At 76.9% G+C, this 24,970-nt stretch carries 22 protein-coding genes; 12 read left to right on the top strand and 10 right to left on the bottom strand.

From position 1 onward, the window contains the following. Positions 1-5: 5 nt before the first annotated feature. Positions 6-788 carry a class I SAM-dependent methyltransferase gene (locus RM844_RS08710; RefSeq protein ID WP_311666393.1) on the bottom strand — a complete coding sequence of 261 codons (783 nt, stop codon included), beginning with the start codon at positions 786-788 and terminating at the stop codon, positions 6-8. Positions 789-1,060: 272 nt separating this feature from the next. Here RM844_RS08710 and RM844_RS08705 point away from each other — a divergent pair, with 272 nt between their 5' ends. The 3 genes from RM844_RS08705 to RM844_RS08695 all read left to right on the top strand — a co-directional run bounded on the left by RM844_RS08705 (position 1,061) and on the right by RM844_RS08695 (position 4,098). Next, positions 1,061-1,879: a FadR/GntR family transcriptional regulator gene (locus RM844_RS08705; protein ID WP_311666392.1), complete on the top strand. Its 819-nt coding sequence runs from the start codon at positions 1,061-1,063 to the stop codon at positions 1,877-1,879. Positions 1,880-2,224: 345 nt separating this feature from the next. Beyond that, complete coding sequence (locus RM844_RS08700; RefSeq protein ID WP_311666391.1) at positions 2,225-3,238, top strand: aldo/keto reductase; 1,014 nt, start codon at positions 2,225-2,227, stop codon at positions 3,236-3,238. Further along, positions 3,235-4,098, top strand: a complete 864-nt coding sequence (locus RM844_RS08695) for an amidohydrolase family protein (protein ID WP_311666390.1) — start codon at positions 3,235-3,237, stop codon at positions 4,096-4,098. The genes RM844_RS08700 and RM844_RS08695 overlap by 4 nt, the downstream gene beginning before the upstream one ends. 914 nt (positions 4,099-5,012) lie before the next feature. On the opposite strand, the gene RM844_RS08690 is transcribed toward RM844_RS08695, so the two are convergent. Further along, positions 5,013-5,678 carry an AAA family ATPase gene (locus tag RM844_RS08690; RefSeq protein WP_311666389.1) on the bottom strand — a complete coding sequence of 222 codons (666 nt, stop codon included), beginning with the start codon at positions 5,676-5,678 and terminating at the stop codon, positions 5,013-5,015. A 665-nt stretch (positions 5,679-6,343) separates the two neighbouring features. After that, complete coding sequence (locus tag RM844_RS08685; RefSeq protein ID WP_311666388.1) at positions 6,344-7,219, bottom strand: hydrolase; 876 nt, start codon at positions 7,217-7,219, stop codon at positions 6,344-6,346. Between the two features lie 406 nt (positions 7,220-7,625). Between RM844_RS08685 and RM844_RS08680 the strand changes: the two genes are divergently transcribed. After that, positions 7,626-8,447: an arylamine N-acetyltransferase family protein gene (locus RM844_RS08680; RefSeq protein ID WP_311666387.1), complete on the top strand. Its 822-nt coding sequence runs from the start codon at positions 7,626-7,628 to the stop codon at positions 8,445-8,447. A 128-nt stretch (positions 8,448-8,575) separates the two neighbouring features. On the opposite strand, the gene RM844_RS08675 is transcribed toward RM844_RS08680, so the two are convergent. Then, on the bottom strand, positions 8,576-8,947 hold the full coding sequence (locus RM844_RS08675; RefSeq protein ID WP_311666386.1) for a hypothetical protein: 372 nt from the start codon (positions 8,945-8,947) through the stop codon (positions 8,576-8,578). A gap of 102 nt (positions 8,948-9,049) precedes the next feature. Next, the gene (locus RM844_RS08670) at positions 9,050-9,586 is read right to left on the bottom strand and encodes a DinB family protein (RefSeq protein ID WP_311666385.1); all 537 of its coding nucleotides are present in this window, start codon (positions 9,584-9,586) and stop codon (positions 9,050-9,052) included. A 72-nt stretch (positions 9,587-9,658) separates the two neighbouring features. Here RM844_RS08670 and RM844_RS08665 point away from each other — a divergent pair, with 72 nt between their 5' ends. From RM844_RS08665 to RM844_RS08655, 3 genes are all read left to right on the top strand, one after another. Further along, complete coding sequence (locus RM844_RS08665; protein ID WP_311666384.1) at positions 9,659-11,479, top strand: gamma-glutamyltransferase family protein; 1,821 nt, start codon at positions 9,659-9,661, stop codon at positions 11,477-11,479. Positions 11,480-11,599: 120 nt separating this feature from the next. Next, entirely contained in the window at positions 11,600-13,114 is a 1,515-nt protein-coding gene (locus RM844_RS08660; RefSeq protein WP_311666383.1) for a hypothetical protein, read from the top strand. 93 nt (positions 13,115-13,207) lie between these two features. Continuing rightward, positions 13,208-14,062, top strand: a complete 855-nt coding sequence (locus tag RM844_RS08655) for an inositol monophosphatase family protein (RefSeq protein ID WP_311666382.1) — start codon at positions 13,208-13,210, stop codon at positions 14,060-14,062. A 533-nt stretch (positions 14,063-14,595) separates the two neighbouring features. Here RM844_RS08655 and RM844_RS08650 read toward each other — a convergent pair. Next, complete coding sequence (locus RM844_RS08650) at positions 14,596-15,204, bottom strand: GNAT family N-acetyltransferase (RefSeq protein WP_311666381.1); 609 nt, start codon at positions 15,202-15,204, stop codon at positions 14,596-14,598. Between the two features lie 153 nt (positions 15,205-15,357). Between RM844_RS08650 and RM844_RS08645 the strand changes: the two genes are divergently transcribed. From RM844_RS08645 to RM844_RS08635, 3 genes are all read left to right on the top strand, one after another. Further along, positions 15,358-16,806 (top strand): phytoene desaturase family protein, encoded by a 1,449-nt coding sequence (locus RM844_RS08645; protein WP_394814460.1) that lies wholly within the window; start codon positions 15,358-15,360, stop codon positions 16,804-16,806. A 182-nt stretch (positions 16,807-16,988) separates the two neighbouring features. Further along, positions 16,989-18,131 (top strand): glycerate kinase, encoded by a 1,143-nt coding sequence (locus tag RM844_RS08640; protein ID WP_311666379.1) that lies wholly within the window; start codon positions 16,989-16,991, stop codon positions 18,129-18,131. A 199-nt stretch (positions 18,132-18,330) separates the two neighbouring features. Continuing rightward, entirely contained in the window at positions 18,331-18,963 is a 633-nt protein-coding gene (locus RM844_RS08635) for a hypothetical protein (protein WP_311666378.1), read from the top strand. A 277-nt stretch (positions 18,964-19,240) separates the two neighbouring features. Here the strand turns inward: RM844_RS08635 and RM844_RS08630 are convergent, their stop codons facing one another. From RM844_RS08630 to RM844_RS08620, 3 genes are all read right to left on the bottom strand, one after another. Next, positions 19,241-19,924, bottom strand: coding sequence for a GNAT family N-acetyltransferase (locus RM844_RS08630; protein ID WP_311666377.1), 684 nt, complete (start codon positions 19,922-19,924; stop codon positions 19,241-19,243). 146 nt (positions 19,925-20,070) lie between these two features. Continuing rightward, on the bottom strand, positions 20,071-20,718 hold the full coding sequence (locus RM844_RS08625) for a hypothetical protein (protein WP_311666376.1): 648 nt from the start codon (positions 20,716-20,718) through the stop codon (positions 20,071-20,073). Then, on the bottom strand, positions 20,715-21,863 hold the full coding sequence (locus RM844_RS08620) for an ROK family glucokinase (protein WP_311666375.1): 1,149 nt from the start codon (positions 21,861-21,863) through the stop codon (positions 20,715-20,717). Before RM844_RS08620 ends, RM844_RS08625 begins: the two co-directional genes overlap by 4 nt. Positions 21,864-22,134: 271 nt before the next feature. Between RM844_RS08620 and RM844_RS08615 the strand changes: the two genes are divergently transcribed. Both RM844_RS08615 and RM844_RS08610 read left to right on the top strand, forming a co-directional pair. Then, a complete protein-coding gene (locus RM844_RS08615) occupies positions 22,135-23,154 on the top strand; it encodes a LacI family DNA-binding transcriptional regulator (protein ID WP_311666374.1) in 1,020 nt (339 codons plus the stop codon). Then, positions 23,151-24,302, top strand: coding sequence for an amidase (locus RM844_RS08610; protein ID WP_311666373.1), 1,152 nt, complete (start codon positions 23,151-23,153; stop codon positions 24,300-24,302). The genes RM844_RS08615 and RM844_RS08610 overlap by 4 nt, the downstream gene beginning before the upstream one ends. A gap of 103 nt (positions 24,303-24,405) precedes the next feature. On the opposite strand, the gene RM844_RS08605 is transcribed toward RM844_RS08610, so the two are convergent. Beyond that, a complete protein-coding gene (locus RM844_RS08605; protein WP_311666372.1) occupies positions 24,406-24,858 on the bottom strand; it encodes a ribonuclease domain-containing protein in 453 nt (150 codons plus the stop codon). Between the last annotated feature and the right edge of the window lie 112 nt (positions 24,859-24,970).

The raw sequence follows: 24,970 nt of genomic DNA, 5'->3' as shown, positions 1-24,970 counted from the left end.
CGCGGTCAGCCGGTGCGGGTGGCCACCCAGAGCTCCTCGCTCGGCCAGGCGCGCGCCCAGTCGGCCGAGACCTCGGGATAGTCGCGGACCGCCGACTCGGGCGCCGCCACCTCGATCAGGTCGTCCACGGTGAAACCGTGCCCGCGCAGCAACCGGAGCATCGCGCCGTGCGGCAGGTTGAACTCCACCCCGGCGCCCTCCGGATGGCGGCGCACCGAGAAGTAGGGCCGCCGCAGCCGCGCGTCGGCCGGCCCGGACTCCGCCCGGCAGGCGGTGAAGATCGGCGAGCGCCAGCTGAACGCGAGTCGCCCGCCGGGGGCCAACAGCCGGGCCGCCTCGGGCACCCAGCGGTACGGGTCGCACCAGAGCGAGGCGCCGTAGTCGCTGATCACCAGCGCGAACCGGCCGTCGCGCAGCGGCACCCGCTCGGCGTCCGCCAGCAGCAACGGGAACTCCAGGCCGAACTCGCGCTGCAGGGCGCGGGCGGTGGCCAACTGCTCGGCGGAGATGTCGATGCCGACCGGCCGGGCCCCGGCCCTGGCCAGCCAGGCCGACACGTAGGCCGTGCCGCAGCCGAGTTCGACCACGTCCTGACCCGCGATGTCCGCCGGGATCAGCCCGGCGCGGGAGTCGGGGGTGCCCCACAGGCCCCAGGTCGGCTCCGTACTGGCCCAGTGGGCGCGGGCCAACGGCCCGTGGATGGCGGCGCGCTCCCCGTCCCAGTGGGCACGGTTGCGGGCGACGTGGTCCTGGCCGTCCGGGGTCGCCCCGGGTCGCGGTTCCGTCACACCCGCCATCGCAGCGGGTGGGCGAGGCCACCCGCAACCCGTTTTTCTCCCCCGCGTCGCTCCCCCGGGGCGGCCGGGAGGCCCAGACATAGGATCACTGGGCCACCGACCACCGCCGGCCCTCGCCCGGCCGGGCCCGCTCACGGGGCAACGTCCCTGCTCGGCGGCCGGTTTGGTGGGAGCGGCGACGGCGGGGGCCGTCGGCCCCCTCGCCCGTGATGGGATCTTCCTGTTAGGGTCCTCCCGTCCCAGGCCCTTGCGAGGTTGAGCTGATGTCGCTGACCGACGACGCCATCGCCCGCATCCGGGAGCTGATCCGCTCCGGTGCGCTCCCGCCGGGCGCCAAGCTGCCCCCGGAACAGCGGCTCGCCGCCGAACTCGGCCTGTCCAGGAACCTGATGCGGGAGGCCGTCAAGGCGCTGGTGGTGGCCGGGGTACTGGAGATCCGCCGGGGCGACGGCACCTACGTGACCAGCCTCCAGCCCCGGCTGCTGCTGGCCGGGCTGTCCGTCGCGGTCGAACTGCTGCACGGCGAGACGCTGCTCGAACTCACCGAGACCCGGCGGCTGTTCGAGCCGGTCGCCACCGGGTTGGCCGCCCGGCGGATGACGCCGGAGGCGCTGGCCGTGGTGGCCGGGGAACTGGCGGCGATGCGCGCCGCGCGGGACGACGTGGCGGCGCTGGTCCAGCACGACGCGGCCTTCCACCGCGCGGTGCTGGCGGCCACCGGCAACGAGACGCTGCTGTCACTGCTGGACGGCATCTCCGGCCGCACCCTGCGCGGACGGGTCTGGCGTGGGCTGGTGGACGAGCGGTCGGCGGACCGGACGCTCGCCGAGCACGAGGCGATCTACCAGGCCCTGGCGGCGGGCGACGCGGCGCTTGCGGAGGCCACCGCGCTGGTGCACGTGAGCAGCACCGAGGACTGGCTGCGGCGCCACCTGCGAGAACAGCGGCGGGCGCGGGCCACGGCGGACGACCAGGGGCATGACGACGCATCGCCGACGCCGGCGGCCGAGCCGACACCGGCCAAGGCGGAGGCCGCCGGCACCGCCAGCGACGGGGACGGGGACGGGACGAGCCGTGACTGAATGGCTGAGCGCTGGACGTCCGGACGCTGGACGGCCGAAGGCCGGTGGGCCGCAGGTCCACGCGCGGAAGGCGCACAAGGCTCCGGGGCAACAGCCGGAGGCCGTCCGGCCGATGACACACCGGCGGGACGCCGCGCGGTCACCGGCCGGACGGCCGAAGGCGCCACGACCGGGGGCCGGGCGGCCGGTGCCGGAAAGACAGGGCGTCCGACGGCCGCAGGCCGGACGACCGAAGGCCCCCGCGCCGAAGGCGCAACGGCCGCGGGCCGGGTGGCCGGGAGCCGAACCGCCGCAGGCGCTCGCGCCGCGGATCGGGCGGCCGGTGGCCGGGCCGCCGGAGGCCCGGTGAACGCCGCCGGGGCCTCGGTGCCGTTGGGGCGCTCGGGGGTGTCGGTCAGCCGGATCGGGCTGGGCACCGCGCCGCTGGGCGGCCTCTTCACGCCGGTGTCCGACGCCGCCGCCGCCGAGACCCTCGCCGCCGCCTGGGACGCCGGCGTGCGCTACTTCGACACCGCCCCGCACTACGGACTCGGCGTCGCGGAGCGGCGGTTGGGCGCTTTCCTGGCGGACCGGCCGCGCGCCGAGGTGGTGGTCTCCACCAAGGTCGGCCGGCTGCTGCGGCCCGGCCACTCGCCGGCCGGTACCGACGGCTTCCACGGCGTGCCGACCGACCTGACCCGGGTGTGGGACTTCAGCGCCGCCGGGGTGCGGGCCTCGCTCACCGAGAGCCTGGAACGCTCCGGGCTGGACGCCTTCGACCTGGTGCTGCTCCACGATCCGGACGACCACGGCGAACAGGCGCTGGCCGAGGCGTACCCGGCGCTGGCGGAGCTGCGCGCCGAGGGCGTGGTGCGGGCCGTCGGCGCCGGGATGAACCAGACGGCGGCGCTGAGCCGGCTGGTCACCGCGACCGACCTGGACTTCGTGCTGGTCGCCGGGCGTTACTCGCTGCTGGACCGATCGGCTGCCGAAGCGTTGCTGCCGGCGTGCGCGGCACGCGGCGTCGGGGTACTGGTCGGCGGGGTGTTCAACAGCGGGCTGCTGGTCGCGCCGCGCGCCGGCGCGACCTTCGACTACGCCCCGGCGCCCGCGCCGTTGCTCGCGCGGGCGCGCCGACTGGCCGCGCGCTGCGCGGAGTTCGGGGTGCCACTGCCGGCGGCGGCGATCCAGTTCCCGCTGCGCCACCCGACGGTCAGTGGGGTGTTGCTCGGCGCGCGCGACGGCCGTGAGGTGACCGAGAACATGGCGCACGCGGCCGTCGAGATCCCCGAGGAGCTGTGGCGGGAGCTGGACGCGCTGGCGGCCGACGACCGGACCGACGACCAGGCGGACGGGAACGGCGACGGGGGCACGGCATGAGCGGGCCGACCGTGATCGACGCACACCACCACCTGTGGGACCCGGCCCACCGGCCGCAGCCCTGGCTGCGCGAGTCCGGCCTCGACCCGCTGCACCGGGCCTTCACGGTCGCGGAGTTGGCCGCCACCGCCGGCCCGGCCGGAGTGGCCGGCACGGTACTGGTCCAGGTGCTGCCCGACCCGGCGGAGACCGCCGAGTTCCTGGCGGTGGCGGACGGGTCGTCACTGGTCCGTGGGGTGGTCGGCTGGGTCGACCTGACTGCCGGGCGGGCGGCGGTGGCCGATGAGCTGGCCCGGCTGCGGGCCGGTTCCGGCGGCGCTCGGCTGGTCGGCGTGCGCCACCTGGTGCAGGGCGAGGCCGACCCGAGGTGGCTGTGCCGGCCCGAGGTGCGCGCGGGACTGTCCGCGGTGGCCGCCGCCGGGCTCGCCTACGACCTGCTGGTCCGCCCCCACCAGCTGCCGGCCGCGGTGGCGACCGTGCGGGCGCTGCCCGAGCTGACCTGGGTCCTCGACCACTTGGCCAAGCCGCCGGTCGCCACGGGGGAGTTGGCCGGCTGGGCGGAGCCGCTACGGGAGCTGGCCGCCGAGCCGGGAGTGAGCTGCAAGCTCTCCGGGCTGGTGACGGAGGCGGACTGGCGGCACTGGACGGTTGACCAGCTGCGCCCGTTCGCGGGGGTCGCGTTGGACGCCTTCGGCCCCGAGCGGCTGATGTTCGGCTCCGACTGGCCGGTCTGTCTCGCCGCCGCCTCCTACACCGATGTGCTGGGCGCGGCCGAGGAGTTGACAGCGGAGTTGACCCCGGCCGAGCGGGCGGCCGTGTTCGGCGACACCGCGCGGCGGGTCTACCGCCTGCCGGACTGACGACGACGCCCCGGGCCACCGCCGGCGGGGACGGGAACGGGGACCGTGGCTCGGGCCGCCGCCGGCGGGGGACGCGAACGGCGCCGCGTCCCCCGCCGCGAGCGCCTGGTAGATCGCCTCGTGCTCGCGAGCGTCCGGTCCGCCGACCGCTCGTGGCCCGGGGCCGCCGCCGGCAGGGACGGGAACGGGGACCGTGGCCCGGGCCGCCGGGGGCCACCGGGGCAGCGCCGAGCGGCCGCGCACCCCCACCCGCGGGCGTTTCGCGCCGGCCCGGCTGACGGGCCGCCCCGGGGCAGCCCTCCGCCCGTATGCCCCGGAGCCGGCCAGCGGGTCCGCCACTCCCCGGGCGGCGAAGCACCGCCCCCGGCTGAGTCGGCTGGGCCAGCGGTCCGGGCGGCGCGGGCCCGGCGCCCCAAGCCGAACGGCCGCCCCGCCACGCCACGATGACCGGCTGCCGGGTCCGCCCGTCGGTGACCCGCCACCCGCCGGGTGACGCGCGGCCCGGCCCCTCCTGACCGGCGCCCGGGACCGGTCTGCCACGTCCGGCGGTGCGGCGACCACGGTGCCCCGGGCGCGATACCCCGACGGCCCCGCCAACTGCCGTGCCCGCGCCCGGCGTCGCCCGGCAGACGTGACAGCACCACGGGCGTGGCAGCACGGCGGTGGGGCGGCGCGCATGCCGGCGGTGCCGACCGCCCGAAGGGCTGCGCTCGCGGAACGAGGGCCCCCGCCGAGGCGGCCAGCGACGCGGAGCGAACCCGGCCGCCACTCGACATCGGCGGGCCCCGCGCCGCGCGCGTCCCCGGTGCCCAACGGCCGCCCGGGCCGGTGGCCAACGGGCAGGTTTCGGCCGGGCTTTGCCGAACATTTGCCCGGCCCGACGCGCTGGGCGTCGCCCCCCGGCCCCACCATCGCTAGACTCGGTCCACCAGCGGAAACGCCCCGGAGGGCGCGTCCGTGTCGGCGGCGAACCGCAGTTGGGTGCGGGCCGCGACCCGACCGTCGATCAGCACCACCGAGCCGCAGCCAGGCGGCAGTCGGCCCGCCTCGACCCGGGCCAACAGCCGGGCCAGCGCCCGCCGATGTCGCCGGAAGGCGTACCGGGAGACCGACCGGCCCCGGCGCCGCTGCCCGGCCAGCGCCCGCTCCGGCGGAACGTCGAAGAGCAGCAGGTGGTAGGGCTGCCGTTGGCGCCTGGCGTGCCAGGCCAACCAGCCGCGCACCCAGCTCAACCGCCCGCAGTCGTGCACCAGCACGGCAGCCGGCCGGCGCAGCGCCAGCCACAGCCGCAGGTAGTGCGCCACCCGAACCAGCGGCCGGTAGGCGGCATACGGCAGCCGGTGCCCCAGCCGGGCGTCCCAACGCTCCCTGACCTCCTGTGAGTCGACCGTGACCAGGCCGCGCCCGGTCCCGTCCGGGCCGGTCGCCCGGCCCATCAGCGTGGACTTGCCACAACCGGGGAGGCCGCTGACCACCACCCGGTGCCCGACCGGCCAGATCAACGACAGCGGTCCTTCGTCGGGGTCATGCCGCAGGTCACGCACGCGAGGGAAGGCCGGGTCGGCCACGGTCTGGTTCATGCTGCCCCTTCGCCCGGCCGCAAGTCGGCCTACCTGGCTGATTCTGCCCGCTCCCCTCGCCGGCCGATCGCCCGCCCACCTCAACTGTCCATCTAGCGACGGACGATGGGCCAGAAATCATCGATGGGTGGTCAGCTCCCGTTCACCTGGCGGACGGATCTTCCCCACGCCGCCGTCGGCCGACGGGGATTGGCCGTGCGGGACGCCGGGTAGGCCCCCGGCTCTCCCTCCCCCAGCGCCGCGCCGTGCCCGGTCCGGCGCGCCCGACTCGGGCCGCGCCGGCGCGCACATCGGCGCCCACGCCGGCGCGCCCGCACACAGCGGGGAGCACCGCGCGCCCATGCCCGAGCCGGGCCGGGCCGCGATCCACCGCGTCGCGGCGTGTCCGCCCGAAGGCCGCCCCTCCGACGCCCGAGCGCGGCGCGGCACCGCCGGTCCCTCGTTCCCCGGTTCCCCCCGTTCCCCCTCGGGTCGGGGCGCCTCGCCCCGCCGGACCGGAGCGTGCTGGCGGTGGCCACCGAACCGTGGCCGCTGACGCACCGCCGACCAGCACCCGGAACCGCCCCGCGGCGGGCGGCCGTTCGCCTCGCGTCTCCGCCCGGGCGTGGGGAACGAGGACGACAGCCCGACCCGGCCCCGGGGTGTGGCCGGGTCGGACGGTCGGTTCAGCAGCCGGTGCGGGTGGTGCCCACCGCCAGGTCGTCGTACCAGAGGGTGTCGGCACCCTGGCCGTAGCTCTCCCAGCCCAGGCGCAGGTCCACCACCTCCGGGGCCCAGGCGCCGCGGCTGAGCCACTGCTGGTCCACGTCGTGGGTCGGTTCGCCGTCCACCACCAGCCCCTCGACCAGTTCGCCGTCGAGCCAGGTCTCCAACAGTCCGTTCGGGCCGTCGAGCGCGAACTCCACGCACGACCACTCGGTCACCGGCAGCGGCGCGCTCAGCGCCACGCCGGCCGGGCTCTGCGCCGGCAGGGTCGCGTCGTCGGACTCCCGGTTCCACTGGAGCGCGCCGTTCTGACCACCCATCCGCAGGTCACGGGAGTTGTCGGCGACGTCCTCCAGGGCCAGGAACGTCACGTGCTGCGCCGGCAGTTCGGTGGTGTGCCGCACCCAGAAGCGGACGTAGAGCCCGGTCGAGGTGGCCACGTCGGCCAGCTCGGTGGCGGCGAAGACGTGGTTGCAGTACCCGTCGGCGCCGTCGATCCGCAGCGCCTGGCCACCGTCCCGGCCGGTGCCGGCCGCCACGGTTGCGGTGCCCGTGCCGGAGCAGTCACGGGCCTCCACGGCCCAGCGCCCGCTGGGCTCGCCGACGGGCAGCCCCTCGAAGTCCTCGCAGAACCCGTCCACGGCGCACTCGGCCGTCGCCCGCTCCGGCGCGGGCGAGGCGCCGGCGGCCGGGCCGCCCAGCGCGGTGCCGGCGCCGGCGGCGACGAGCGCCGCCGCGAGGGCGAGCGCGCGGGGCGCCCGGCGGGCCCGGCGAGCGGGCGCGGGCGCGGGCGCGGGCGCGGGCGGGGTGAACGGCTGGGTCGGGTCGGACGTCATGGCAACTCCTGGGGGTGTGGGGGCGTGACGACGATCGGTCGAGTGCGTGCCGGCTGGCGCCCGCACGCGACGTGGGAGCGCTCCCATTCGGACGTTAGCGGCCGGTCCGGCCCGCGGCCAGAGGCCGGGCACGGCCCGCTTCCGGCGCGGGCCGGCGAAGCGCCGCGCCGGCGGGCGTGGCACCCGGCGCGAACGAGCAGGCGGTGGCGGGCCCGCGGACCCGCCACCGGGCCCGCGGGCGCCGGCCGGGCCGCCGGAAGCTTTACCCGCCCTTGGTCCGGTCGGCCCCGGGCCGGGCCGGACTCAGGACCTAGAGCCGACCGGCGTGCGGCCTAGGACCAACCGCCCTGCCGGTTCGGTCCGGAGCCCGGATACCGGGCCAGGTCCTCCTGGTTAACGTCAACTCATGCCTGACGAAAAGCAGTTCGAACTGGACGCCTATCTGGACCGGATCGGCTGGCGGGGCGGGCGGGCCGCCGACCTGCCGACGTTGCGTGCCGTCCACCACGCCCATCTGCGGTCCATCCCGTTCGAGGCCCTGGACCCGCTGCGCGGCACCGTGCCCTCTCTCGACGTAGACGACCTGGTCGCCAAGTTGGTGCACCGCCGACGCGGCGGCTACTGCTTCGAGCAGAACCTGCTGCTGGCCGCGGCGCTGCGCGCGCTGGGCTTCGGGGTGACCGTGCTCAGCGGGCGGGTGGTGCTGGGCGCGGAGCAGCTGACCAGCCGCCCGCGGGTGCACGCCCTGCTGGTGATCCGGGTGCCCGGCGACCCGCAGCCGTACCTCGGGGATGTCGGCTTCGGGGCCGTCGGCGCCCCGTTGGTGCCGGTGCCGCTGGTGCCGGACGTGGAGTTCCGGGCCGGTCCGCGCCGGCACCGACTGATACACGCCCCGCACGACGGGCCGCTGCCGCTGTGGGTACTCCAGGCGTGGGCGGGGGACGCCTGGCAGGCGCAGGTCGCGTTCACCGAGGAGCCGTTCACCCTGTCGGACCTGGTGACGCAGAACTGGTACACGGCCACCTACCCGAACTCCCCGTTCGTGCTCCGCCCGTTGGCCCAGCGGACCCGGGAGGGCGCGCACCTGATGCTGGACGGCCGGGTGTTGACCGAGACCCGGGACGACGGGACGGTCAGCCGACGGGAGTTGGCGGACGAGGCGGAGGTGCGGCGGGTGCTGGAGGACGAGTTCGAGCTCGACGTGCCCGAGGGCATGGCGCTGCCCTGACCCGGGCCGGGACTGCGCCAGGGGGCGGGCGGCGGGCTCCGGGTACCGGCGCGCGGCGGAGTGAGGGACCGGGGTGCGCGCGCCCCGATCCCACGCCGGCGTGCACGCCGGGGGCGCGCCGGGCGCCGCTAGCGGGAGTCCTTGCCGAACGGGGGTGGCGGGAGGGGGTGGTCCGGGTCCAGCTCCTCCAGCGCGAGCCGGAGCCCGCCGGCGGCTGAGCCCAGCTTCAGCGCGAACCGCGCCTGGGAGACGGGGCGGGTCAGCGGGGTCCGCTGGTGCGTGTGCCCCGCCTTCCTGGCCACCTGGAGCGCCTTGACCGCGCCGGCGAGCAGGCGCTGGACCTCCGTCGACTCGGTGACCTCCAGCAGCTCGTCGGCGTAGGCGGCCACCTGCCGCTCGGCGGCCTCCAGTTCGGCGGCCCGGTGGATGGCGGACGGCCCGTCGAAGCTCTCCACCAGCACGAGGACCTCACGCAACCCGTTCACGGCTTTGACAGACATGAGGGACACAGTATGTCGTCGGCCGGCCGGCCCGGCCGGCGCGTCCCGGACCGGCCGACGCCCGAACTCCCTTCCCCGGGCCGGGGGTTCGTGGTCGGGGGCTCAGCCAGCAGCCGCGCGGAGCAACCGGAGTTGGCCGATCTCGCCGGCGTTCTTGGTGAGTTCGACGTTGGCCCAGGCATAGAGGTGGGCGCGTCGCAGGCCGGCGTCGGCGGGCCAGGGGTACGCGGCGGGGGCCGCCAGGTCGTCGGCGTCGGCGCCGTCGAGCACCTCGCACCAGTCGTCGTGGAGGGCGCGCAACCAGGCGATGGTGGGGTCGCCCGGGCCCGGCCAGTGGATCTCCGTGCGCTCCCGGGGCGTGCGCCCCCGCGCGTGGTCCAGCGCCGTGCTCCACCACCAGCCGAGGTGCCAGCTGACCCAGCCGATGGTGGGCACCGGGATGGGATCGGGTTCGGGGTTCGCCCAGTCCGGGCGCCAACCGCCCTCGGGCGTGCGGTGCATGGTCCAGACGAGCGGGCCCGGCGCCCAGAGGAAGTCCTCGGGCACGAGTCGCTGGAGGTGGTAGTCGAAGAGCGACCAGGCCAGGTCGAACTGCCAACGGAGCTGGGCCCCGGGGGACCCGGGGGACGGTGTAGCCATGGCGGGACCCTGCCACGAACGACCCGTGCCACGAAACGATTAACGGGCCGGCGCCGCGCGTATGCTCCGCGCATGTTCACCACACGGCCCACGTTGCAGGGCACCTTCGGCATGGTTTCCAGCACCCACTGGCTGGCGTCCCAGTCCGCGATGGCGGTGTTGGAGGACGGCGGCAACGCCTTCGACGCGGCGGTGACCGCGGGCTTCGTGTTGCAGGTGGTGGAGCCGCACCTGAACGGGCCGGGGGGCGAGGTGCCGGTGATCCTGGCCCCGGCCGGCGGGCCGGTGCGGGTGCTGTCCGGGCAGGGGCCGGCACCGGCCCGGGCGGACATCGCGCACTACACCGGCCTGGGGCTGGAACTCGTCCCGGGCACCGGGCCGTTGGCGGCCGTGGTGCCGGGCGCCTTCGACGCCTGGCTGACGCTGCTGCGGGACCACGGCACCCGGAGCCTGGAGCGGGTGCTGGAGTACGCCATCGGCTACGCGGAGCGCGGGCACCCGGCGGTGGACCGGATCGGCGCCACCGTGGAGTCGGTCAGGTCGCTCTTCGAGCGGGAGTGGACGAGTTCGGCCGCCGTCTACCTGCCGGACGGCCGGTCCCCGGCGCCCGGCGCGCTGCTGCGCAACCCGACGCTGGCGGCGACCTGGCGCCGGGTGCTGGCCGAGAGCGCCGCCGCCGGCCGGACCAGGGAGGCCCGGATCGACGCGGCCCGGCGGATCTGGCGGGAGGGCTTCGTCGCGGAGGCGATCGTGGCCCACGCCGCCCGGCCGGCGATGGACTCGTCGGGCGAGCGGCACGCCGGGCTGCTGACCGGGGACGACCTGGCCAACTGGGCGGCCGGGTACGAGGAGCCGGTCAGCTACCGGTGGCGCGACTGGACGGTCCTCAAGGTCGGCCCCTGGTGCCAGGGCCCGGTCCTGTCGCAGCAACTGGCCCTGCTCGACCCGGGAATGGACGCCTCCGCCTACGGCACGCCGGAGTATGTGCACGCCCTGATCGAGGGGAGCAAGCTTGCGCTGGCGGACCGGGAGGCCTGGTACGGGGACGCGGCCGAGGTGCCGCTGACCACGCTGCTCTCCGCCGGGTACAACGCGGAGCGCCGCCGGCTGGTCGGCGAACGGGCCTCCCTGGAGCTGCGCCCCGGCGCGCCGGACGGGCGTGCGCCCCGGCTCGCACGCCTGGTCGAGCGCCTGATGACCGAGGGCGTCGCCACCGACGGGCTGGCCGGCGCCGGCGAGCCGACGGTGTCCAGGGACGGCGAGCCGCCGGTGGCACCGAGCGGCGAGACCCGGGGCGACACCTGTCACGTGGACGTGGTGGACCGGTGGGGGAACATGGTCTCCGCCACGCCGAGCGGCGGCTGGCTCCAGTCCAGCCCGGTCATACCCGAGTTGGGCTTCCCGTTGGGCTCGCGGCTCCAGATGAGCTGGCTGGAGGCGGGACTGCCGGCCTCGTTGACGCCCGGCCGCCGGCCGCGCAGCACGCTCAGCCCGACGCTGGCGCTCCGCGGCGGCGAGCCGGTGCTCGCCTTCGGCACCCCGGGCGGTGACCAGCAGGACCAGTGGCAGGCGCACTTCTTCCTGGCACTGGCGCTGCGCGCCCCGGTGCGGGGCGGGCTGGACCTGCAGGGCGCCATCGACGCGCCCAACTGGCACCAGGACGCCTTCCCCAGCTCGTTCTACCCGCGCGGCGGCCAGCCCGGCGCGGTCACCGTGGAGTCCAGGATCGGCGAGCCGGTGATCGGGGAGCTGCGCCGGCGGGGGCACCGGGTCACGGTGGCCGGGCCCTGGACCGAGGGGCGGCTGAGCGCGGTGGCGCGGGACCCGGAGTCCGGGGTGCTGTCGGCGGCGGCCAATCCCAGGGGGATGCAAGGTTATGCCGTGGGCCGCTGAGCACCGGCGCGTCCACCGGAGCGCGCGCCGGACACGCGCCGGGGCGTGCGAGCAAGCCGAAAACGTTCTGTAGCCCGCGGGAAACAAAGCCCGTAACACGGCTTGGATTCAGTACGGGCCATGCCTGATGTGCGCATGATGGAACGCGAGTGGTCCGATCGGCTGGCGGCGTTCACTTCCGAGCTGCGGGCCCTGGCCGAGGTACTCGACCCGTCGGCCGGCTGGTTCGCCGCCTTCCACCGCCGCAACGGCGCGGAGTTGGCCGCCTGGCTGGCCGGCCGGACGCTGCCGCCCTGGGACGCGGTGGCCGACCTGGCGCAGGACCTGGCGGTGCTCAGGGGGGAGGGCCCGGCACGGACGGCGGCCGGGCGGCTGCGGGCCGGCTACGAGGCCGCGACCGCGGCCAGGGACGCGCTGCCCGGTGGGCGCGCCGCGCTCACCGGGCTGCTCGCCGACCTGGACCGGGCGGCCGACGAACTGGCGGCCCGCCTGCGGATGTTGACGCACGCCGCCGACTCGGCCCGACGGGCCGGCCAGCCGGCCGAGGCGGACCGGCTGGCGGGGCTGGCCGAGTGGACGCGGGACGACCAGGAGCGGGTGCTGACCCGCCGCGCCGAGGCGCACGCCCGGCTCGCGGCGGTCGGAACGCGCCCCGGCGAGCCGCCGATCGGCGGCCCCAAGCCGACCGGCCCCGAGGCGGTCCCCCCGCGGCCCGACCACGCGGGGGCGGGGCCCCGCGTCCCGACAGCGGCGCGCCAGGCGGCGGCCCGACCGGCGCGGGCGACCGCCGGCCCGCAGCGGGCGGCGGCCACCGACGCGGACCCCGACGCGGCCGGTGCCGCGCCCGCGCGCCGGCGCGCCAAGCCGGCGCGCCGCCCCCGGGGCGCGCGGTTCGCCGGGCTCGACCCCGTTGACGAAGCCACCGCAACCGGCGCAGCCGGCGAAACCAACGCGGCCGTGGCGCCGAGCCCGGCCCCTGCGAGCGGCGGCACCGCGCCGGACGGACACCCGCCGGCGACCGGCGAGGCCGGCCCGCCACCGCCCAGCGGCTCCCGGTTCGCCGGGGCGCTGCGCGACCACCGGCCCTCCCTGGCCGACCGGGTGACCGACCACGACCTCGCCACCGCGACCCGCACCGCCGACCAGTTGCGCGACCTGCGGGCGCTGGGAGAGAACGGGGCCGCGCACGGTCTGCTCTGCGCGGCGGTCGGCGGCCCGCCCGTCCGAATCCCGTTGCTGCTGGCCGAGTTGGAGCGGGCCGGCATGGACGCCGAGATGACCACGCTGCTCTGGGAGGCGGCCTCGCTGCCGCCCGCGCCGCTGGCCGCCGCGGCCGAGGCGCTGACCGTCGCCGGGCGGGCGGCGGACTGCGGTCAGCTGCTCCGGCAGGGCGCCGCCCGGCCGGCGGCCGAGGTCGGCTCGGTGGCGGCGGCGCTGCGCGCGCACGGGCTGGGCGACCGGGCGGTGGCGCTGCTACGCGCGCTGGTCCAGGCGCGCACGGCTGAGGAGGCGGCACAGGCCGCGCGCCCCGCCCCCCGGGTGCTGGTACCGATGCTGCTGGCGGCGGCCCAGGAGGTCTCGCCCCGGCACCACCGGGCGGTCAGCAGTGAGCTGCGCCGCGCCGGGGTCGCCTGAACTCACCCCGCGCGCCAGGCGCGCGAGGCGGAGCGCGCGGGCGCTGGCGAGGCCGGCTCCGCCGGGTCGGCCGGCCCGTGGTTCGATGGTCGGGTGGAAGCGAAAGAGCTGGTGGAGCCGGTGGCCGAGGCGGTCAGAGCGGTCGCGGCGCGGGAGATCCTGCCGCGTTGGCGGCAGTTGGCCGAGCACGAGGTAACCCAGAAGGCGGGGCCGCACGACCTGGTGACGGTCGCCGACCGGGAGGCCGAGCGGTGCCTCACCGCCGAGCTGACGGCGCTGCTGCCGGGCTCGGTGGTGGTCGGCGAGGAGGCGGTGCACGAGGACCCCAGCCGCTACGCGGCGCTGGCCGGCGACGCCCCGGTGTGGATCGTGGACCCGGTGGACGGCACCCGCCAGTTCGTCCGTGGCGAGGCCGGCTTCGCCACCCTGGTGGCCCTGGCCCACCACGGTGAGTTGCTGGGCTCCTGGACCTACGCGCCGGCGCGCGGCGACTTCGCGCACGCCTGGCGGGGCGCGGGCGCCTGGCTGGCCGGCGAACGGCTGACGACCGGCACGCCGGACCCGACGCGCCCGCTGCGGGTGGCGCACTCGCATCCGGACTACACCACCCCGGCCCAGAAGCGCGCCCTGGCGGCGCTCCGGGTGGACGGTGTGGCACCACGCCCCTGCGGGGCGGCCGGTCTGGAGTACCTGGCGGTCGCCCGCGGCGAGTTGGACGCCATCGCCTTCGACTGGGAGAACGCCTGGGACCACGCGGCGGGGCTGCTGCTGGTCGAGGAGGCCGGCGGCGCGCAGGGCACCTGGGCCGGCCAGCCGTTCCAGCTGACCGGGGGCAACGCCACCCCGTTCACCGCGGCCAGGGACCGGGCCACCGCCGACCGGCTGCTGGCCCTCTTCCGCGCCGCGCACGAGGCCCACGACGCCCCCACCGGCCCCCCGCCCGCCTGACCGGCTGCCCTGCTGACCTGCTGACCTGCTGACCTGCATCCCCACCGCCGGGGCCGACCGCCGACGGGCCAGACCAGACCGGCCAGGGCCGGGCGCGGGCTCCGGCCGGGAGGGGACCCGCCGCGCCCTGGCCCGACGGCCGGCCCGGGGCACCACAGGGCTGGTCACGGCGCGGCGGGCTCGGCCCGGCTCACCGCCGGCCGAGCCCGGTGACCGAGCCTGGCATCGGTCGCGCACGCCCCCGGGCCGGGGGGCGCGGCCCGGGGGCGTGCCAAGACCCGCCGCACCAGGGCCCGTCGTGTCGGGGCCCGCCGTGCCAAGGCCCGCCGCACCAGGGCCGTCGTGTCAGGGGCCGTCGTGTGAGAGCCCGCCGCACCAGGGTCCGCCGTGCCAGGGGCCGAACCGCCGGCCGCTCCGACCGCCGCGTGCCCGTCAGCGCACGGCGTCGGGTCGGATGGCCGCGTACGCCGCCGAAGGACGGTCACCGAGCGGCACCCTCGGACAGCCCGGTCGAGCCGTGCCCGGGCCGGGGCTCAGCCGGCAGGCGGGGCGAGTGGTTGGCTGAAGCGGCGGCACACGTACACCCGCCGGAACGCGGCCCGCAGCTCCGCCTCCCGCGCCAGGGGCGCGTGCGCGAACACCCGCACCGGGCGCAGCCCGGCGCCCGCTCGCTCGACCGCCCGCGCCAGCTCGGCGGCACCGGCCCCGTCATCCGCGTCGGCCGCGTGCGTGTCGTCCGCGTAGACATGCAGGTAGTGGTCGCTCTCGGCGAAGCCGGTCGCCCGGTACCAGGCGAGGGTCGCGGGCTGGTCCCTGGTCCAGGCGTCCAGCGTGCTCGCGCCGGCCGTCGCCGCCCGGGCGGCGGCCTCGGCGAGCAGCGCCCGGCCGATGCCCCACCGCTGGTGGTCGGGGTGGACCGCGACGGTGTCGATGGTGGCCAACGCCCCCTCGACACTCACGTCGAGGCAGCCGACCACCGCGCCCTGGGCCCCCTCGGCCACCAGGCCGAAACCGGGCGGCGGAAGCGGTGGCCTGGCCGTCAGCACGTCGTCGTAGTAGGGGGTGCGCAGGAAGGACAGCACCCGGCAACGCAGCCAGGAGACCTCGTCCGCAGGGCGGTAGTCACGCACCACGAATCCCATGGCGTCAGTCTGGGAGACGCGGCGTCCTGGGACAACTGCTTATCGGACCGGCCGAGTTGACCGGCGCGCCGGCCGCCGGAACGGGCGGCGTATCCTCGGGGTGCTGGTCCGAGTTTCGCCTGCCCCGGAGGGGAGAACCGTACGTTGCCTGCGTTGCGTGACGTGGTCGTGGTGGGGGCCGGGCCGAACGGCCTGACGGCCGCCGTGGAGTTGGCGCGGCGCGGGATGTCGGTCGCCCTCTTCGAGGCCAAGGAGACGGTCGGGGGCGGGGCCAGGACGGAGGAGCTGACGCTCCCCGGCTTCCGGCACGACCCGTGTTCCGCGGTGCACCCGATGGGGGCGGGCTCCCCCGCCTTCAACGCGATGCCGCTGGCTCGGTACGGGTTGGAGTGGGTGCACCCGGAGCTGCCGCTGGCGCACCCCTTCCCGGACGGCAGCGCCGCCGTGCTGGCCCGCGCGGTCGGCGAGACGGCGGCCAGCCTGGGCCCGGCGGACGCGGCCAGCTACCGACGGCTGGTGGCGCCCTACCTGGGGCGCTGGGAGACGCTGGTCGGGGACTTCATGAAGGTCCCGTGGGACGGGCTGCCGCGCGACCCGGTGTTGCTGGCCCGGTTCGGCCTGACCGCCCTGCAGCCGGTGTCCTGGCTGGCCAGGCGGTTCTCCGACGACCGGGCTCGGGCGCTGCTCAGCGGCCTGGCCGCCCATGTGATCGCGCCGACCTCCACGCCGGCGACGGGCGCGGTGGCGCTGGTCTTCGCGCTGGCCGCGCACGAGGTGGGGTGGCCGATCGCGCGGGGCGGCTCGCAGGCCATCTCCGACGCGCTCGCCGGCTACCTGCGGGATCTCGGCGGCGAGATCCACACCGGGGTCGAGGTGCGGCGGCTGGACGAGCTGCCGCCGGCCAGGGCCTACGTCTTCGACACCTCGCCGACCGCGCTGGCCAGGATCGCCGGACTCGGCCGCGCCTACCGGGACTTCCGCTACGGGGCCGCCGCGTTCAAGATCGACTACGCGCTGGACGGGCCGGTGCCCTGGACCGCGCCGGAGGCGCGGCGGGCCGGCTCCGTCCACCTCGGCTCCAGCAGCGCGGAGATCTCCCGGGCGCTGGACGACGCGGCCCGGCACGGGCGGGCGCCCGAGGTGCCGTTCCTGGTGACCTCCCAGCCGACGCTCTTCGACCCGAGCCGGGCTCCGGCGGGCAAGCACGTCTACTGGGCGTACGGGCACGTGCCCAACGGGTGGACCGGGGACCTGACGGAGGCCGTCGAGCGGCAGATCGAGCGGTTCGCGCCGGGCTTCCGGGACCTGGTGCTGGCCCGTGCCGTCGCGGGGCCACCGGAGTTGGCCCGGCGGAACGCCAACTACGTGGGCGGGGACATCGCCTGTGGCGCGTTCACCGGGACCCAGACCATGTTCCGACCGCGGATCGGCCCCCGGCCGTACGCCACCGCGCATCCATCGGTCTTCCTGTGTTCCTCCGCCACCTGGCCGGCTCCCGGGGTGCACGGCATGTCGGGGCACAACGCGGCGAAGGCCGTCTGGCGGCAGCTGCGCGGCGGCGCGGCGCGGCCCCGCCGCTCCGGCGCCGCGTTCCGCGGCTGACCGCCTTTCCGGGGGGCGCGGCGCGGGGCGGACGTTCTGTCCCGTGGTGCGGCGAACGTCCCCGGCGGTTCCGGCGGCGCGCGGGGCGTCGGTGTGACCGGCGCGGCACTCGGCGACCGTGGTGATCGGCGACGACGGCGGATAGGGTCCGTGTTCGACCGCAACGACCACAGGGATCGCAGATGACGCAGAGCTGGCGCGTGCTGATCGCCGCCGACAAGTTCAAGGGCTCGCTGACGGCCGCCGAGGTGGCCGAGCACGTCACGGCCGGTATCCGTCGGGTCAGGCCCGGCGCCTCGGTGGTGGCGCTGCCCGTCGCCGACGGCGGGGACGGCACCGTGGACGCGGCGGTGGCCGGCGGGTTCACGCCCGTCGAGGTCGAGGTCACCGGGCCGTTGGGGCTGCCCGTCGCGGCGCGGTTCGCGCTGCGTGGCGAGACCGCCGTGGTGGAGATGGCGCAGGCGGCCGGGCTGGTGCTACTGCCGCCCGGCACGTTCGCGCCGATGACCGCGACCACCTACGGCGCCGGGGAGTTGATCGCCGCGGCGCTGGACGCGGGGGCCTCCCGGGTGATCCTCGGGGTGGGCGGCTCGGCCACCACCGACGGCGGTGCCGGGATGCTGATGGCGCTGGGCGCGCGGCTGCTGGACGCGGACGGCGACCCGCTGCCGCTCGGCGGCGCCCCACTGCGTGAGCTGGCCACGGCCGACCTCTCGGCGCTCGATCCGCGGCTGAAGGACACCGAGTTCGTGCTGGCCAGCGACGTGGACAACCCGCTGACCGGTCCGACCGGCGCGGCCAGCGTCTACGGCCCGCAGAAGGGCGCCGATCCGCTGGAGGTCGACATCCTGGACCGGGCGTTGGCCCACTTCGCCGAGGTGCTGGCGCGGTCCGAGGGCAGTCGGGCCGCCGAGTTGGCCGACGCCCCGGGGGCGGGCGCGGCCGGCGGCATCGGCTTCGGCGCGCTGCTCGGGCTGCGCGCCACCTTCCGGCCGGGGATCGAGGTGCTGCTCGAGGTGTTGGGGTTCGCCGAGGCGCTGGTCGAGGCGGACGTGGTGATCACCGGCGAGGGCTCGCTGGACGAGCAGACGCTGCGCGGGAAGGCGCCGGCCGGGGTGGCCGCGGCGGCCCGCGCCGCCGGCAAGCCGGTGCTGGCCGTCTGCGGCCGGCTGGCGTTGGAGACCACGCCGCTGGCCGAGGCGGGGATCGAGGCCGCCTACCCGCTCACCGCCCTGGAGCCCAACCCGCAGCGCAGCATCGCGAACGCCGGGCCGCTGCTGGAGCGGGTCGCCGCCCAGCTCGCCGAGGAGCGGCTCGCCGCCTGACCGGGCGCCCGCCGGCCCTGGCGCCGGGGGCCCGCCCGCCGAGCTGTGATCGGTAGCGCGGGCGGCCGGGCGAGGCTCGGGGCATGCCCCCACCTCACGAGCGGCTCCGCCGCCCCGGCCTGCGCGCCGCCCGCCGATCCGCCGCCCCGCGCCCGATTCGACCCGCCAGGCGGGCCGCCAACGCCACGCCGGGGCCGGCGTGTTGAGGAGCGCCGCGCGGCGGCGGGCCCGGCTGCGGCGGTTCGCCCGCGAGCACGCCCTCCGGTACGTGGCGGAGCCGACCCCACGGCGCCGGGCGGCCGACATCTTCGGCTACGGCAGGGACCGCACCCACCTCGACTGGCTCGGCGTGCCGGGCACCACCGGGTTCGAGGTGGGCGGCTACCGCTGCGTCGTCGAGAGCGGCTTCGACGGTGTGGAGACCCACCGCTGGACCTACGGCGTCTTCACCCTGCGCCGCTGCTACCCCCGCACCACGGTGCGCCCCCCGCGGTACCCGATCCACCCGCCGCGGCGGCTGCGGCACGCCACCCCGCTGACACCGCCACACGCGCCCCGGTACCGGCTGCTCAGCGCCCGGCCCGACGAGCCGCACCTGCGCGCCCTGCTCTGCCCCGAACTGTTCTCCGCCCTCGCCTCGTTGAGCCGCCGCGCGGCCCTGGAAGTCGTGGACCGCGAACTGTTCGTCTCCGTGCCCCGACCGCTCGATCTCACCTCCCCTCGTCTCTGGCGGTCACTCCACCGCCTGCGGGACGTGCTCGCCCCGCATCTGATCCCGCCACCCCGGGTCACCGAGCCGCCCCGGGGGCTGGCCCCCGAGGACCACGCCTGACCGCCGCCACCGGCGCACGCCACGGGCTCCGCCCCGCACGAGCGCCCCACCGCTACTCCCCGCCGCTACTCCCCCACTGGCACTCCCCTCCGTCGCGCCTCGCGCCGCCGGCTCCGGATCCGACGACTTTCACGGTCACCCACCGTAATCGAGGCCACTGACAGTCGCCCCTCCCCGGGCGGTCCGCCGCGAGCCGGCCGGCCGGCTCGGCCAGCCCAGGTGGGTCAACCCGGTGGGTCAGCCGGCTCGGCCAGCCCCGCTGGGTCGGTCGGCTCGGTCAGTCGGTGACCAGCAGCGCCTCGGCACCGACCGGCCGGTAGCCCGCGGCCTGGAAGGTGCGGACGCTGCGCGCGTTCCCCGGCGGCTGCTGGGACCACAACAGCTCGCCGGCCGGCACCAGATGACGGCCGGCGACGGCCAACGCGCGGCCCAGTCCGTGCCCCCGGGCCGCCTCGTCCACCTCGATGGCCACCTCCCAGCGGCCGGCGACGCCCCGGCCCAGCACCACCAGGCCGCCCGCGGCAGCCCAGACCCGCACCCCGTCCCTGAACCGCCGGGCCCGGACCACCCGCGGGTGGTCCGCCTCGGTGATCTCGCGCAGCGGCAGGTCCGGCGGGCCGGGCAAGGCGGGGGCCACGGTCAGCAGGTCGACGCAGTTCACCCGGCGGCCGGTCCGGGCACCGAGCGCGGTGAGGAAGGCCGGGCCGAGCGGGGCGGCCAGCGGGTCGGGGGAGGCGGCCCGGACGGCGGCCCGCACCCAGTCGGGGTCCTGGTCGGTGAAGACCACCGCGTGCGCGGTCATGCCCAGCACACCGGCGTCCCGGTCGTTGGGCTGCGGCACCACCGTGATCCCGGCGTCGGCGGGCGGGAAGACGCCGCGCGCCACCGCCCCCAGCACCCCGGCCAGGGTGCGCTGGTCGGCCCACGACGGCCGGTCCGTCCGATCCACCTCGGCGTCCATCCGCACCACCTCCACGTCACCGGCACACCCGGCCGACGACGCCCACCATGATCCGCGCCCGGCCTTCCGGGACGACCAGCGGGGCCCGGCCGCACCGCCGGAGCCGCGAAAAGGGAGGCGGGGAGGAGCCGGCGCGGCGCCGCGGGTCAGGGCTCGGTGATGGAGACCGCGTACACGCGCGGCCTTTCCTCCGCCGTCAGATCCACCGTGATGGCGACCTCGGGCTCGTTCTCCGACTGGCGCACGATCGTCCCCGCGTAGACCCGGCCCGGCTCGTCGAAGGTCCAGCCGACGGTGTCCGCCTCCTCGGTCGGGATCGTCACCGTGCCCTCGACCAGGCCGGCCCTGCTGGTGCCCAACTGTTCGAGAAAGCCGCTCAGCTGGCTCGGCGAGCAGCGGAACTCCACGTACATGGTGCTGCGGTCCCAGGAGTTGGTCTCGAAGTGCCCGACGTAGGCCGAGCCGCCCGGGATGGGGATGTCGTAGATGCGGCGCTGGACCTTGCTGGGCCACTCGTAGACCAGGGTGCGGGCGGAGGCCGCCCGCGCCTTGTCCTCGCCGCTGTCCCGGCTCTCGTAGGCGGAGCGCACCAGGTAGCCGGCCGGGATCGCGATCAGCAGCAGCACCACGAGGGCCACCAGCCAGCGGTGCCGAGGTCGGTGCGGCGGGTGCCTGGGCACCTCGGACGGGCCGCCGGCCGCGCCGCCGGAGGAGCCGTTGGCACCGCCGCCGTTGACGCCTCCGGTCGTGGCGCCGTTGCCGGGACCGCCGGCCGGCCCGGATGTCGTCGTCACTGCTCACCCGCCCAGTTCCGCGGGGTGAGCCGCAGCTCGAAGCCGGGGCGGTGCGCCCGCTCCGCGCGCCGCCGGTTCGCCCGGCGGAAGCGGCGGGCCACCAGGCGCGCCAGATCGGCCGCGCCGACCATGCCGGCGTCGGCGCCCAGCTTGGCGCGCACGATCGTGGCCTCCGGGCGGTACCCGCGGCCGGTCAACTGCCGCCGGAAGGCCTCCCTGGCCGGGCCGATCAGCAACTCGTCCGCCTCACTGACCCCGCCGCCGATCACGAACCGCGCCGGGTCGAGCGCGGCCGCCAGGTTGGCGATCCCCACACCCAGCCAACGTCCGATGTCCTGGAGCAGTTCCACGCACATCGCGTCGCCCTCGCGGGCCAGCTCGGTGATCAGCGGGCCGGTGATGTCCCCGACCTGCCCCCCGACCCGCTCCAGGATGTGGTAGGCCACCGGCGAGTCGGCGGCCGCTAGCTCCCGGGCCTCCCTGACCAGCGCGTTCCCCGAGCTGTACTGCTCCCAGCAGCCACGGTTGCCACACGGGCAGCGGTGGCCCTCGGGCACCACCTGCATGTGGCCGAACTCGCCGGCCACCCCGTAGGCGCCGCGCTTGACCTTGCCGGCCTCCAGTATCCCGCCGCCGATTCCGGTACCCAGCGTGATCATCACCAGGTGGTCGGCGCCCCGGCCGGCGCCGAACCGCCACTCGCCCCAGGCCGCGGTGTTGGCGTCGTTGTCCACCATGATGGGCACCACCAGGCGGGACGCCAGGGCGGCCCGCAACGGCTCGTTCCGCCAGGCGAGATGGGGCGCGAAGAGCACCGTGGACCGGTCGGCGTCCACCCAGCCGGCGGCGCCGATGCCCACGGCGTGCACGTCGTGCCGGTCGGAGAGGTCGAGCACCAGCTCGGCGATGGTGTCCTCGACCACCTTGGCGCTCTTGGACTTGTCCGGCGTCTCGGTGCGCACCCGCTCCAGGATCGTCCCGTCGGCGTCCACCACGCCGGCCATCACCTTGGTGCCGCCGATGTCGATGCCCACCGTGGGCACCCGGGGCGCGGAGAGGTGTGAGGAACGCTCTCGGCTGGCGATGGCGCGCAGCACGGAGGCCCGTGCCGTCTGGCGGTGCGCACGCTCACGGTAGGTACTCATCGGCTCGATTGTGCCCTACGCCGCCGTCCGGTGGCGGGCTGCCCACCGGCTGGCGGCGCACCGGGGAAGCCGGGGGAACGCCCCGGTGACCGGCGGACGGACGGCCGGGAAAGCCCGGGGGAACGGCCGGCGCGACACCAGCCGAACGGGCGTCCCGCACCGGGTGCCCGGCCGGTCGGGGCGGGGGTGGCCGGTTGCCGCGGTCGCCGACCGGGGATCATTGCGGAGCCCGGGACCGCTCGGCGCGGTGGCCGGTCGTCGAGGAGGTCCGTTGAAACGCCCCACCATGCGGGACATCGCCGAACGGGCGGGGGTCACCAAGGCCGCCGTCTCCTTCGCGCTCAACGGGCGTCCCGGGGTCTCGGAGTCCACCAGGGGCCGCATCCTCGCCATCGCCGAGGAGCTGGGCTGGCAGCCGAGCAGCGCCGCGCGGGCCCTCTCCGACGGCCGGGCCGGCGCCTTCGGCCTGGTGATCGACCGGCCGGCGCACACCCTCGGCCTGGAGCCGTTCTTCATGCAGCTGATCTCCGGCATCCAGGCCGAACTGGCCAGGGACACCACGCCGTTGCTGCTCACCATGGCGGAGGACCAGGCGGCCGAGATCGCGCTCTACCGGTCCTGGTGGGCGCGCCGCGCGGTGGACGGGGTGTTCCTGGTGGACCTCCAACTCACCGACGCCCGGGTGCCGGTGCTGGAGGAGTTGGGCATGCCGACGGTGGTGATCGGCGCCCCGGTGGGCACCGGGCGGCTGCCCGCGGTGTGGAGCGACGACGCGGCGGCGGTGGCCACCGCCGTCACCCACCTGGTGGAGCTGGGGCATCGCCGGCTGGCCCGGGTCTCCGGCCCGAACCGGCTGCGGCACACCTCCGTGCGGACCGCGGCCTTCGACCGGGTCACCGCCGAACTCGGGGTCTCGGGACGGACGTTGGAGGCCGATTACAGCGGCGAGGGGGGCGCGGCCGCGACCCGCGAGCTGCTGTCCGGGGCCCGGCCGCCGACGGCGGTGCTCTACGACAACGACGTGATGGCGCTCTCCGGGGTGACGGCCGCGCACGGGCTCGGCCTGCGGGTGCCGGCCGACGTCTCCATGGTGGCCTGGGACGACTCGGCGCTCTGCGAGCTGGTGCACCCGCCGCTCACGGCGCTGCGCCGGGACATCGGCGGCTACGGCGCGCGGGCGGCGCGGCGGTTGCGGGACGCGGCGGCCGGCCGGCGGCCGGGCGACGTGCAGGCCCCCGCCCCCTCCCTGACGCTGCGCGGCTCCACCGCCCCACCCCGGGCGGACGGTTGACCACGACGGGGGGCCTGCCCGGATATCCGGGGTGGACGGCCACCGCGATCGCGGCGGCGGTGCGCTCCGGCGCGCTGTCCGCCGTCGAGGTCACTGCGGCGGCGCTGCGGACCGTCGCGGAACGGGACGACCGGGTGCGGGCGTTCACCGCCGTCTGGCCGGCGGCGGCGCTGGCCCGCGCGGCCACGGTGGACGCGGCGGTGCGGGCCGGTTGGCGGCCGCCGCTGGCCGGCGTGCCGGTGGGAGTGAAGGCGAGCGAGGGGGTGGGCTCCTGGCAGAGCCGCCGGCTGCTGGCGGCCGGCGCGGTGCCGGTGGGGGCGACGGCCACGCCGGGGCCCGGCACGCCATGGCGGACGTGGGGCAGCACGGGGCGGGGCCCGACCCGCAACCCGTGGCTGCCGGACCGCTCCCCCGGTGGTTCCTCGGCCGGTTCGGCCGCCGCGGTGGCCGCCGGCATGGTGCCGCTGGCCACCGGCAGCGACGGCGCCGGCTCGGTGCGGATACCGGCGGCCTGGTGCGGCGTGTTCGGGTTCAAGCCGACCAACGGGCGGGTGCCGGCGCGGGATCGGGCGGGGTTGAACGTGGGCGGGCCGCTGGTCCGGCACCCGGCGGACGCGGCGGCCTGGCTGACGGCGGTGGCCGGGCCGACGCCGGCGCCGGCCGGCGGGCCGGTCCGGGTGGTCTGGTCGGCCGATCTGGGCTTCGCCGGGACGGAGCCGGCGGTGGCCGCGGTGGCGCGGCGGGCGCTGCTCGGGCTGCTGGCCAGCGGGCCGCTGACCGAGGTGCGGGTGCCGGTGCGGCTGGCCGACCCGGCGCCGGTCTGGGCGGCGCTGCGCGCCGGGGAGCCGGCGGACCGGGCGGTGAACGAGGCCGCGCTGGCCGGGGTGTTCGCCCCGGCCGAGGTGCTGGCCACGCCGACCACGCCGAGTCCGCCGCATGGGCACGGGGGGCCGGGTGTCGTCCTGAGCCCGGCTCTGACCTGGGCGTTCAACCTGGGTGGGCAGCCGGCGATCAGCCTGCCGGCCGGCTTCACCGAGCGGGGGGAGCCGGTGGGCTTGCAGTTGGTGGCCCGACACGGTCAGGAGCGGCTGCTGCTCGCGCTGGCCGGGGGCGCGCGCCCCGCGCCGGCGTGGCCGGCGGCCGGCTGAGGCGCGCGGCCGGCTGTCCGGCGGGTGGGTCGCGGGGCCGGGACCGGTGGGGACGGCCCGGCGCCGCCGTGGGGGGACGATGGTCGGTGGGGGTGGGACGGCTTCAGCAGCCGTAGTCGATCAGGTCGAACGACTCGTAGTGGTCGGCGGTGTAGTAGTCCTCCTGGGCCGAGTCACCGGTGACGACGCGGCGGGCGCCCCGGTGGTCGATGCCCGGGGTCTCCACCGTGTACTCGTGGTAGTAGCCGGTGGCCTGGTCGGGCAGCAGGCCCTCGCGGTTGTAGAAGACGCCGCCGTCCTGCGGGTAGGGGTAGGGGCCGCCGCGCTCGATCAGGTCGAGCGTGTCGTGCGCCTGCGACGGCAGGGCGCCGTAGCAGATGTCGCCGAAGTCCTGCGGCTGGACGAGGGTGGTCGCGGAGGTGGGGGTGGGGGCAGGAGTAGGAAGGGGTGCGGCGGTCGCGACGCTCTGACCGCCGACCAGCACGGCGGCGAGGAGCGTGCTCAGCGCGCCAACACGGGCGCTCCTGGCCGTCCTTGACACGTTTTTCATGCCCATCCCCCTAGTGTGACGCGCGTAGCTTGATGCGCGTCAACCGCACATCCGGGATATTTCCCGAGAGTTCACAGGACGCCGACGTGGCGCCCACGACTTGCGTGCACGCCCAGGG

Source organism: Streptomyces chisholmiae, assembly GCF_031845445.1.
In the GTDB taxonomy this organism is placed as follows: domain Bacteria; phylum Actinomycetota; class Actinomycetes; order Streptomycetales; family Streptomycetaceae; genus Streptomyces; species Streptomyces chisholmiae.
Note: the sequence above shows the minus strand (reverse complement) of the source record. Positions and strands in the feature narration are given on the sequence as shown.

What these genes read in the sequence shown, in the direction of transcription:
- RM844_RS08680 (WP_311666387.1), top strand. Translation starts at nt 7,626, where the DNA reads ATGCCTGACGAAAAGCAGTTCGAACTGGACGCCTATCTGGACCGGATC.
- RM844_RS08630 (WP_311666377.1), bottom strand. Translation starts at nt 19,924, where the DNA reads ATGGACGCCGAGGTGGATCGGACGGACCGGCCGTCGTGGGCCGACCAG.
- RM844_RS08705 (WP_311666392.1), top strand. Translation starts at nt 1,061, where the DNA reads ATGTCGCTGACCGACGACGCCATCGCCCGCATCCGGGAGCTGATCCGC.
- RM844_RS08605 (WP_311666372.1), bottom strand. Translation starts at nt 24,858, where the DNA reads ATGGGCATGAAAAACGTGTCAAGGACGGCCAGGAGCGCCCGTGTTGGC.
- RM844_RS08640 (WP_311666379.1), top strand. Translation starts at nt 16,989, where the DNA reads ATGACGCAGAGCTGGCGCGTGCTGATCGCCGCCGACAAGTTCAAGGGC.
- RM844_RS08695 (WP_311666390.1), top strand. Translation starts at nt 3,235, where the DNA reads ATGAGCGGGCCGACCGTGATCGACGCACACCACCACCTGTGGGACCCG.
- RM844_RS08660 (WP_311666383.1), top strand. Translation starts at nt 11,600, where the DNA reads ATGCCTGATGTGCGCATGATGGAACGCGAGTGGTCCGATCGGCTGGCG.
- RM844_RS08620 (WP_311666375.1), bottom strand. Translation starts at nt 21,863, where the DNA reads ATGAGTACCTACCGTGAGCGTGCGCACCGCCAGACGGCACGGGCCTCC.
- RM844_RS08670 (WP_311666385.1), bottom strand. Translation starts at nt 9,586, where the DNA reads ATGGCTACACCGTCCCCCGGGTCCCCCGGGGCCCAGCTCCGTTGGCAG.
- RM844_RS08675 (WP_311666386.1), bottom strand. Translation starts at nt 8,947, where the DNA reads ATGTCTGTCAAAGCCGTGAACGGGTTGCGTGAGGTCCTCGTGCTGGTG.
- RM844_RS08685 (WP_311666388.1), bottom strand. Translation starts at nt 7,219, where the DNA reads ATGACGTCCGACCCGACCCAGCCGTTCACCCCGCCCGCGCCCGCGCCC.
- RM844_RS08650 (WP_311666381.1), bottom strand. Translation starts at nt 15,204, where the DNA reads ATGGGATTCGTGGTGCGTGACTACCGCCCTGCGGACGAGGTCTCCTGG.
- RM844_RS08690 (WP_311666389.1), bottom strand. Translation starts at nt 5,678, where the DNA reads ATGAACCAGACCGTGGCCGACCCGGCCTTCCCTCGCGTGCGTGACCTG.
- RM844_RS08665 (WP_311666384.1), top strand. Translation starts at nt 9,659, where the DNA reads ATGTTCACCACACGGCCCACGTTGCAGGGCACCTTCGGCATGGTTTCC.